General features: G+C 60.7%; 11 protein-coding genes. 5 read left to right on the top strand and 6 right to left on the bottom strand.

Annotation, left to right across the window (positions count from 1 at the left end; genetic code table 11):
* Nucleotides 1-28: 28 nt before the first annotated feature.
* The gene (locus F2P45_RS15740) at nt 29-1,054 is read right to left on the bottom strand and encodes a serine hydrolase (protein WP_166876783.1); all 1,026 of its coding nucleotides are present in this window, start codon (nt 1,052-1,054) and stop codon (nt 29-31) included.
* A 312-nt stretch (nt 1,055-1,366) separates the two neighbouring features.
* Nucleotides 1,367-2,383, bottom strand: coding sequence for a sulfate ABC transporter substrate-binding protein (locus F2P45_RS15735; protein ID WP_370663261.1), 1,017 nt, complete (start codon nt 2,381-2,383; stop codon nt 1,367-1,369).
* A gap of 364 nt (nt 2,384-2,747) precedes the next feature.
* Between F2P45_RS15735 and F2P45_RS15730 the strand changes: the two genes are divergently transcribed.
* The 3 genes from F2P45_RS15730 (at nt 2,748) to F2P45_RS15720 (ending at nt 4,555) form a co-directional block, all read left to right on the top strand.
* Nucleotides 2,748-3,191, top strand: a complete 444-nt coding sequence (locus F2P45_RS15730; protein ID WP_370663260.1) for a GNAT family N-acetyltransferase — start codon at nt 2,748-2,750, stop codon at nt 3,189-3,191.
* A 116-nt stretch (nt 3,192-3,307) separates the two neighbouring features.
* Nucleotides 3,308-4,003, top strand: a complete 696-nt coding sequence (locus F2P45_RS15725) for a YcbK family protein (RefSeq protein WP_229505102.1) — start codon at nt 3,308-3,310, stop codon at nt 4,001-4,003.
* Nucleotides 4,004-4,072: 69 nt separating this feature from the next.
* Nucleotides 4,073-4,555 carry a hypothetical protein gene (locus tag F2P45_RS15720; RefSeq protein ID WP_166876778.1) on the top strand — a complete coding sequence of 161 codons (483 nt, stop codon included), beginning with the start codon at nt 4,073-4,075 and terminating at the stop codon, nt 4,553-4,555.
* A gap of 51 nt (nt 4,556-4,606) precedes the next feature.
* Here F2P45_RS15720 and F2P45_RS15715 read toward each other — a convergent pair whose 3' ends face one another.
* Nucleotides 4,607-5,116 carry a hypothetical protein gene (locus tag F2P45_RS15715; RefSeq protein ID WP_166876776.1) on the bottom strand — a complete coding sequence of 170 codons (510 nt, stop codon included), beginning with the start codon at nt 5,114-5,116 and terminating at the stop codon, nt 4,607-4,609.
* A gap of 250 nt (nt 5,117-5,366) precedes the next feature.
* Between F2P45_RS15715 and F2P45_RS15710 the strand changes: the two genes are divergently transcribed.
* A complete protein-coding gene (locus F2P45_RS15710; protein ID WP_166876773.1) occupies nt 5,367-5,576 on the top strand; it encodes an I78 family peptidase inhibitor in 210 nt (69 codons plus the stop codon).
* Between the two features lie 186 nt (nt 5,577-5,762).
* On the opposite strand, the gene F2P45_RS15705 is transcribed toward F2P45_RS15710, so the two are convergent.
* The 3 genes from F2P45_RS15705 to F2P45_RS15695 form a co-directional block, all read right to left on the bottom strand.
* Complete coding sequence (locus tag F2P45_RS15705; protein WP_166876771.1) at nt 5,763-6,011, bottom strand: hypothetical protein; 249 nt, start codon at nt 6,009-6,011, stop codon at nt 5,763-5,765.
* A gap of 53 nt (nt 6,012-6,064) precedes the next feature.
* Nucleotides 6,065-6,409, bottom strand: a complete 345-nt coding sequence (locus tag F2P45_RS15700) for a hypothetical protein (RefSeq protein WP_166876768.1) — start codon at nt 6,407-6,409, stop codon at nt 6,065-6,067.
* Between the two features lie 71 nt (nt 6,410-6,480).
* Nucleotides 6,481-6,942 carry a hypothetical protein gene (locus tag F2P45_RS15695; RefSeq protein ID WP_166876765.1) on the bottom strand — a complete coding sequence of 154 codons (462 nt, stop codon included), beginning with the start codon at nt 6,940-6,942 and terminating at the stop codon, nt 6,481-6,483.
* Between the two features lie 452 nt (nt 6,943-7,394).
* Here F2P45_RS15695 and F2P45_RS15690 point away from each other — a divergent pair.
* On the top strand, nt 7,395-8,658 hold a 1,264-nt coding region (locus F2P45_RS15690; protein WP_166876763.1), incomplete at its 3' end, for an RHS repeat domain-containing protein.

Genomic DNA, 8,658 nt, shown 5'->3' with positions numbered 1-8,658 from the left:
AGCACCCCGGTGCCGTGCCGTGTTTCGATCAAGCGCGGCGGTGAACGTGGATGACTGGCTTGTTCTGCTTTAGCTTCACGCGGCTGTTCAGGCGCGCCTTGACCACCGGGGCTTTGGCCGAGGCCACCACGCGCGGTTGATGGCGTCCATGACCGCGCAGGCTGGCCTTGATCACCGGGGCACGCGCCGCCGACGCCAGCACGATCACCGGCTGGTTGGTGCGCTGGCGCGCCCTGGCGCGGGCAATCACCGGCGCCGGTGCTTCATCGCCGGCGATAAAACGGCGGATGCTGAGCGCATCCACGATGCGCGCCGAACTGGCTTTGGCATTGAGCAGCACCAGGGTCGCATTCTTGCCCGCCGATTTGATCTTCATGATCAGGCAGCGTCCCGCTTCTTCGGTATACCCGGTCTTCGACAGGCCGATTTCCCAGCCCTTGGCGCCGACCAGGCGGTTGGTGTTGCGGTACTCGACCTCGCGCCCGCTGATATTGATCGTGTCGCTTGACTCGGTCGTGATGCGCGCAATTTCCGGATACGCCGACGCCGCTTTGGCCATCTTGACCAGGTCCAGCGCGGTCGACTTGTTGTTCGGCGACAGGCCGGTCGGCTCTTCGATGACCGTTTGCGTCATGCCCAGCGCGGCCACCTTGGCGCGCACGGCCGACTTGAAGGCCACCACGCCGCCCGGAAAGGTGCGGCCCAGGGCGGCGGCGGCACGGTTGTCGGAACTCATCAGGGCCAGCGCGAGCACGTCCTGGCGGCTGATCACGCCGCCGACCGGCACGCGCGAGGTGCTGTGCTTGACGATGTCGACATCGCGCTGGTCGATGGCGATCAGTTCGTTCATGTTCTGCTTCGCGTCGAGCACGACCATGGCGGTCATCAGCTTGGTCAGCGAGGCGATCGAAACGACCTGGTTGGCATTCTTTTCGAGGAGAACCTTGCCGGTGTCGTCCTCGATCACCAGTACCGATTGCGAGCCGAATGGCACGGCCATGGCGGCCGCGGCCGACATCGACATCAGTAGGGTGACAAGCAATTTCTTGATCATGTGGTGGGTCTTTGCAGTAAGGCTGGGTCAAGGGCGGCGCCAGGTAGGCGCGGCAGCTGCTGGATGGATTAATTCTATGTGGCAACTACTATAGGGGCACGATAGCATCAAAGGCGCGGCTATGTCTAGCGTGCACGCGGCAAAACGAGCGCGAGCGCAATAAACACCTTAATAAAGTCACGTAAGTGCCTGAATTATTTCAAGAAAGCAAAGTTTCTCGTATGCTATGTGGGTGGCGAAAATGCTACCGGAAGGGGGAGGAGGAGGGGCGAAAAACCGCTTCCGCGCCGGTGGCGGAAGCGGCGGCCATGCTTACTTGGCCTGGTAGATTTTGTCGAACTCGCCACCGTCGTCGAAGTGGGTTTTCTGGGCTTTTTTCCAGCCGCCGAAGACGTCGTCGACCGTGAACAGCGAGATCGGCTTGTAGTTGGCGGCGAACTTCTTGGCCACCGCTTCCGAGCGCGGACGCAGGAAGTGCTTGGCGCCGATGGTCTGGCCCGCCTCCGAGTACAGGAAGTTCAGGTAGGCGGTGGCCTGCTTGCGCAAGCCGCGCTTGTCGACCACCTTGTCCACCACCGCCACGGGCGATTCGGCCAGGATGGAGACGGGCGGATAGACCACCTCGAAGTTGTCGCCGAATTCGGTGCGCACCATTTGCACTTCGCTCTCGAAGGTCACCAGGGCGTCGCCGATGTCGCGCTGGGTAAAGGTGGTGGTGGCCGCGCGGCCGCCGCCGTCGAGTACCGGCACGTTCTTGAAGATGCGCGTGACCAGCTCGCGCGCCTGGGCTTCGGTGCCGCCCTTCTTGATCGTGGCGCCCCAGGCGGCCAGATAGGTGTAGCGGCCGTTGCCCGCCGTTTTCGGGTTCGGAATGACCACTTTGACGCCCGGCTTGGCCAGGTCGTCCCAGTTCTTGATCTGTTTCGGGTTGCCTTTACGCACCAAAAAAATCATCGTGGAATAGAACGGTGCTGCATTGTGGGGAAATTTCTTGGCCCAGTCGGGCGACACCGCGCCGCGGTCGGCCAGCATGTCGATGTCGTTGGCCTGGTTCATGGTCACCACCGACGCTTCGAGCCCGTCCGCAACCGAGCGCGCCTGCTTGCTCGAGCCGCCGTGCGACATGTTGATGCTGACCGTGGCGCCGGTGGTCTTCTTGTAGTGCGCAATGAAGGCCGGATTGATTTCCTTGTACAGCTCGCGGGCCACGTCGTAAGACACGTTGAGTAACTGGGCGTCGGCCGCGCTGGCGCCGAGCGGCAGGATGGTCAGGCCGGCTGCCAGCGCCAGCATCGCGCGGCGGGTACGCAAATTGCATGTTGTTTTCATGGTGTTCTCTTCGGCTTTCTATTGTAGGAACTGAGACGCATGGTCTAAAATCCGCAGCCAAAACGGAAGGATTGTTTTGTCATATGCTTAGATACACCATGCGGGTAGTGTTGCATAAGCTTCCTTGATTTTCTTCGTTGGGTTCGGCCGCGGGTCGGGGTAGGCTGATTGGATTGGGCAAATTCGCAACAGGTCATCCGGCCTGTTCTTGGTATAGTTGGTGAGTTGCGCTTGAGTATTGGCAACAATTATTTCTTCTTGTTATTAATTGTGATCGCACATGGGTATTGAGATTCGCATAGCTGGGCCTGATGACGCGTTCGCCGCGTGCGATGTGTTGCGCCGCTCGATTTCCGAGTGCTGCGTGGCGGATCATCGCAACGACCCCGGCCTGCTCAAGGCGTGGCTGGGCAACAAGACGCCGCAGAATGTGGCGAGCTGGTTCGTGTCGCCGGCCAACCACGTCCTCATCGCCGAGCGCGACGGCGTGGTGGTGGGGGTGGCCCTGCTGACCCAGGCCGGCAAACTGTCGCTGTGCTACGTGCTGCCCGAAGCGCTGTACTGCGGTGTCGGCAAGGCCCTGTTGCAGGGCGTGGAAGCCCAGGCCCGCGCCTGGGGCGTGAGCGTGTTGCGTCTGAACAGCACGGTCACCGCCAGCAAGTTTTACGAGCGCAACGGCTACATCCTCGCGGGCAAGGAAATGAGCTGCTATGGCCTGGAATGCGACTTCTTCTGGAAGAAGTTGAACGCGACCGAGGCCTGCGATCCGGCCCCGGGCAAACGTTTTTGTCACTGTAGCGGTCAATAAGACGCGTGCGCCCTGTGCGCAGGGCAAGCTTGCGCTATAGTGTGCGCCTTGTTTACTGAGTATTCGTCATGGCCACGCGCAGAGATTTTCTACATCAAGGTTTATGCCTGTCCACCATGGGCATGATTTCCGTTCCGCTGATTGGCTGCGGCAGCGCCAGCGCGGCCCCGTCGGCTTCCGACAAAGCCAGGCGGCCGGTCCAGGCCGGCAAAGCGGGCAAGTCCGTCCCCGCGGCGCCGGTGTCCCGTAGCGCAGCACCCGGCGCCGCGTCCGCTGCGGGCGAACTGGCGCCCCCTCCCGACATTTTCGATGCGCAAGCACTCGATCTCGATTTCTGGCTCAAGCCGCGCGTGCTGACGATGATTCGTCCACAAAGCGGCGAAAAGACCAAGGTGCTGTACTGGAAGGATGGCCAGGTCATCGATGCCGCCTACCAGGAACTGTGCCACCTGATGCGCGACGTCAATGGCAAGGAAACCGCGCCGATCGATCCCAAGCTGTTCGAGACCCTGTGGGGCACCCAGGCTTTCCTGGAGCGCTACGGGATCGCTCAGCCGCTGGAGATTTTGTCCGGCTACCGCACCTCCAAGTCGAACGACAAGCTGCGCGAGGCGGGCGTACCGGCGGCGCGCCAGTCGCTGCATATCGAAGGCAAGGCGGCCGATATCCGTATCGCCAACCTGAACAGCGAAGTGCTCGGCGGCCTGGTGCGCAGCTTCCGCCAGGGCGGGGTGGGCTACTACTACCGTTCCGGACCGCGCGGCGGCTGGATTCATGCCGATACCGGGCTGAAACGGACCTGGAAGGGTTAAGTCCAGCGCCGCCATCCAAAAGCGCCTGTATGTATGTCACTATGGACTTTTAATTGCTGAGTGACAATCATGCGTCTGTTTTTCGCCATCGTGGCCTTGAGCGCTGTATCCGGGCTGGCCACGCTGGCCTGGTCGGCGGACCAGGCCAGGCAGCCCAAGCCTGAGGATGCCCAGTCCGCGCCCGATCCGGACGTCGTCAAGCGGGCCAGGGAAGGGGAGCGCGATGCGCGCATTGCGATTGCGCAAGGCAAGGACCGGCTGCAACTCAGTGTGGGCGGCGGGCCACCGCCGCGTCCGGAAGAAGTCGAGCCCCTGCGGCTGCACGCCGAGATTCCGGTGCAGGTCATGAAGAAACATGGGATCGAGGCGGTCATCAGCGCCGGCGGCTGCGACATGCAGGCGGCGCGCTGGCAGGCGGCCTACTCCACGGCGTACAACGCCGTGATGGACGCGCATTTGCGGAAAAAGCGCGGCGCGGACTACCGCAAGGCAATCGACGCCGAGATAGCGGCACAGCTGAGCGAGGCACTTGCCGCTTTGAGCAAGCGCTGAGTGCCAGCCTGGCCGGCCCCTTTGGGAGCGTTGGGGCCGGCCGGGCACGCTTTACTTCGTGCCGTTCAGCATGATTGTCTTGGTTTCGCCAGCAGCAACATCTTCGCTCGAGGTTAACAAGCCGCCCTGAACGCCGTGGAAAGGCACAGTCCAGGTCAATTCGCTACGCACGTAGTAAGAGCCGGCTGACAACTTGGTAAAGTTGAAGCGGCCGTCCGCATCCGCGGTGACGCTGGGGCGCGCCTTGGTGAAGCCTTCGGATGGCGGCAGGGAAGCGCGGTGGATCCACACGCGGCCCGCTTGCATCCACCAGTTCTGGCTGATGGTTGTCACCGGGCCGAGCGTGATGACGCGACCCGCAGCCTTGACTGTTCCGCCGCCTTTTTGGACAAGGAAGGCCTGGCCGCTGAGTTCAGCCGTGCCGTCCACCAGAAATGGCGCGTAATCGGCTTCCAGGTTGGCGTCATACGACGCCGGGTAAGTCGGCTTGGGCATTTTGACGCCGCCCGCGCAGCCTGCCAGCAACACCAGCATGGCAAGCGATAAGGTAAGTGTTTTCATGTTGTCTGAACTCGATCAGGAAGTTAACGCTCCCGTTTTGTAGTTGCAGGGCACTCAAGCTAATGATTTGACCAAAATTTCTAATTGGAAATTGTGTATTTAGCTGCTCCAATGCGATGCTGTGGACCGGGCGTGGCCGATCCTGCGGATCGTTGATGTGATCGCTATGCGGGCGCGGCCACGCCGCTATGATCGTTCAACAGCCGTGCCGACTGCCGCAGCTTGCTCATGTCAACGATTGGAGAACAATATGGACCATTACACCTTGCCTTGGAAATTTCCGGAAAGCGTGCCACTCTCCCTGCGCGATGTGATCGGCCGACCTGTCCGCACGGTGCGGCCTGGCGAGGTGATTACGCTGGAATATATCGCCGGCCGGGTTACCTTCTTCCTCGATGAAGCCGGCCTGGTGACCGAGATCGGCTTCGAGCCGGAAGACTCGGCCACACGCATGGCGTAAACCTTTGCTTCCCGGACAGGCCGCTATCAGCGGCCTGTACGCCGGGGTGACGATGCCAGCCTACACAGGCGAATAGTTTTTGATGGCAATTCCCAAGCACCTGTATATATATCACGATGCATTTTTACTTGCTGATTGACAAATATGCGCCAATTTTTCGCTCTCCTTGCGCTGAGCGCCGCGCCGTTAATCGCGGTCCCGGCTATGGCTGCCGAGCGCGCGACGCCGTCCGCCGAAGAATCGCTTGAGGAAATCGGACGCCTGGCCACGATGCGTGGCGAGCGCGACGCCCGCATCGCGATTGCCCAAGGCGCGGAACGGCTGTACGCGTACGGCGGCGGTCGCGCTCAAGGCCCAGGCAACACCGCGCAACTGACAGGCGCTGCTTGCGGTGTGCGCCGATGCGCGCTGGGGGGCGACATTGGCTTCGAACAAAAAGAACCCCGCACACAAACCGTCGACGTATCTGCTTGCCGCACGGGCGGGATTCAGCGGCATTGTGCGGCGGTCTGATCGGGCGACGGATTGTTGATGGTGGCGAGAATACCTTTCATCACCAAAATATCGGATTCGACCGCTTTGTCCGGCTTGCCTTTGTTCATGGAAACGATCTTTATCGACAGGATCTCGTGCATTTTTTCCGCGGCCGGCGCATACACCCTGCCTAATAGTCCCCATGCCTGAAAGCCGCACGCCCGTCTGAACACTTCCGAGATGGGTTCGTCCGGCATCGGATTGTCGTGCAGCCAGACGAATGCTTCCAAGGCATCGGGATAGTTGCCTTGCACGACTAACTGACACGCCCTGATGTAGGTTTCCTTCAGCTGTTCCATATGCCATCTCCAAGTCAGGGAAATGGATTGGACCGTGCAAAGGAATGGGTAGTTCGCCGGGCGGAAGGGTATTAATAGGGGCCGCGATAGTTGTCCAGCCAGCTCCAGTCGCCGCTATGGCAGCTTGCCGCGCAATGTCGCAGAAAATCGTTGATCACCATTCTGCAGTTGTAACGGCCTTCGCTATCGCGCGCGGTCGTCAGCTCGCAGACAGCATCCAGATTGATCGAGGCGGGTATGCAAATCGATAATTTGCAGCGCTGCGGATCTTTGTGCGCGTCGCGCAGGTTGGCCAGTGGATCGCCGCCGGCAACGTGTCGGAACAGGCCCGCAGAGGCGCATAGTGACCGATGATCACCGAACGCCGTGCCCACAATGGTCGCCGGCGCGGTGCCGGCCGGGTGCAATGTCGATGCCTCATCGTGCATGATCGGTGGGAGGACGGTGTCCACGCCGGCTGCCGCGGGGCTGGCCCATGCTCGGCCGCCCGCCATCAACACCATCATCACGCCAACCGCGAGTTTCTTCTTCATAGCATCCCTGTCAAAATTGTTGAGCTCAATACACAAGAAACGATGGACGCACGCCGGCGCCCCGGGCTGTGCGTGGGAGCTGGAAAACGATGTAACCGGGAGTTAATATACTGTATGGATGTACAGTCGTAAACTGGGAAAAACAAGGGTTGCCCGATCAGGGGCGAGGCGCTACCCGAGGCGATATCGCGCAGTCCTGGCGGCGTGCCAGTTGCAAGGTGCGAGCAGGCGGATCGAGCCGCTGTGTCAGCGGCTTTCGTTTTGCATGGGAGAAGTTCGGACGGAGGGGAAATTGTCGGGCACTGAAGTAGTCGGCCGGGTAAGGTTGATCTGGAACTGGTCGGTGCAGTTAATCGTTTGCGATGCGGTAATGTTCGAATTATTGAAATGAATATTCTTGGTTTTCCTGCTGGCAATGCCGCCGGCATTCTCTCGTAGAGGACAGGAAAACCATGATCATGCCGAATGCACGCCTGTTTCCATCGTTTACTTATCTCGCACGTTCCGCGTTGATCTTGCTGCCCTTAGTTCACGGCGGTGTCCGCGCAGAGAGTGGCCTGCCAGAGGGAACGCTTGGCTGGTGGTATTACAGCGGAATAAACAGTGACGCTCGTTATGCATCCGACCCGATTACTGCCTGTAAAAACGCTGCGTGGAACCACGCGCGACAGCCGCTGGCCGCAATGCGGCCATACCCAGGGCGCCGCGACATGTTTGAGTGCGCCTATCGGTGGTACGCGTCAGAAGGCCGCGGCGTCTGGCTTGCGGATGCCATCCTGCACTGTAAACCGGGTTATCGAGCGTATTCGCAGGGCGTTTGTCGTAAGGTAAGGCCGGAGCGTCCTGTACCCTTGAAATGCGGAGAGACAGCGGGAAACCCGGTCCAGTTCGCCAGCGGCACCAAAGTCCAGCATGAAACCGATCTGGGCGGCGGCGCCAATGACGCCCTGGCCGTTCGGCGCATCTACCGCAGTGCGCGCGAAAACGGACTCGGGCAATCAGCTGGCATGGGCTGGTCGTTTTCCTTCGAGCGGGCCTTTTTCGCCCCGCGTGCATTGTTTGGCGGTATCAGGCAGAGAATTATTGGCGCACTCAGCGACGGCACTTTTTTTGAGTTCTCGCGGCAGGGCAATGGCCCATACAAATCCAGCCACGACAGAGGCACGGCTCTGGAAGTGCAGGGCCCCGATGAAACTGTCTGGATTCTGACAACGCCGGACGGCACGGTCGAACGTTTTCTCCGGGATGGCGATGACTTCAGGCTCAGCAGCGTTCATACGCGCACCGGCATAGCCACGCATTACACGTACGACGCAAAAAACCAGCTCAGCAAAATTGTCGACACCAGCGGTCGCAGCCTAGCGATCACGTGGGAGGGTGACGTCATCGCGTCGATCTCCAATGCCACCGGCAGTGTGCGCTACGAGTATGAGCATGCTGTCGTACCCGGCGACGGACCCATCGAAGGCATGGACCGCCTGATTGGTGTGCATCACCTCGACCGTTCCGGTTCCGAGCTGTCATCGCGCGCGTATCACTACGAAGCCCCCAACGATCGCTTCCTCCTCACCGGCATTACCGATGAACACGGAAAACGCTTTGCCACGTATGCATACAACGGCGACGGGCAAGCCGTGTTGTCGGAGCACGCCGGCGGTGCGCAGCGCTACACATTTGCCTATCCCAGTCGGACCAGCCGGATCGTCACCGATCCGC

The sequence above is a fragment of the Massilia mucilaginosa genome, from assembly GCF_011682145.1.
GTDB lineage: Bacteria > Pseudomonadota > Gammaproteobacteria > Burkholderiales > Burkholderiaceae_D > Telluria_A > Telluria_A mucilaginosa.
Note: the sequence above shows the minus strand (reverse complement) of the source record. Positions and strands in the feature narration are given on the sequence as shown.

Excerpts from the sequence above, each read along its gene's own strand:
- F2P45_RS15740 (WP_166876783.1), bottom strand. The coding sequence starts at position 1,054 with ATGATCAAGAAATTGCTTGTCACCCTACTGATGTCGATGTCGGCCGCG.
- F2P45_RS15735 (WP_370663261.1), bottom strand. The coding sequence starts at position 2,383 with ATGAAAACAACATGCAATTTGCGTACCCGCCGCGCGATGCTGGCGCTG.
- F2P45_RS15725 (WP_229505102.1), top strand. The coding sequence starts at position 3,308 with ATGGGCATGATTTCCGTTCCGCTGATTGGCTGCGGCAGCGCCAGCGCG.
- F2P45_RS15720 (WP_166876778.1), top strand. The coding sequence starts at position 4,073 with ATGCGTCTGTTTTTCGCCATCGTGGCCTTGAGCGCTGTATCCGGGCTG.
- F2P45_RS15715 (WP_166876776.1), bottom strand. The coding sequence starts at position 5,116 with ATGAAAACACTTACCTTATCGCTTGCCATGCTGGTGTTGCTGGCAGGC.
- F2P45_RS15710 (WP_166876773.1), top strand. The coding sequence starts at position 5,367 with ATGGACCATTACACCTTGCCTTGGAAATTTCCGGAAAGCGTGCCACTC.
- F2P45_RS15700 (WP_166876768.1), bottom strand. The coding sequence starts at position 6,409 with ATGGAACAGCTGAAGGAAACCTACATCAGGGCGTGTCAGTTAGTCGTG.
- F2P45_RS15695 (WP_166876765.1), bottom strand. The coding sequence starts at position 6,942 with ATGAAGAAGAAACTCGCGGTTGGCGTGATGATGGTGTTGATGGCGGGC.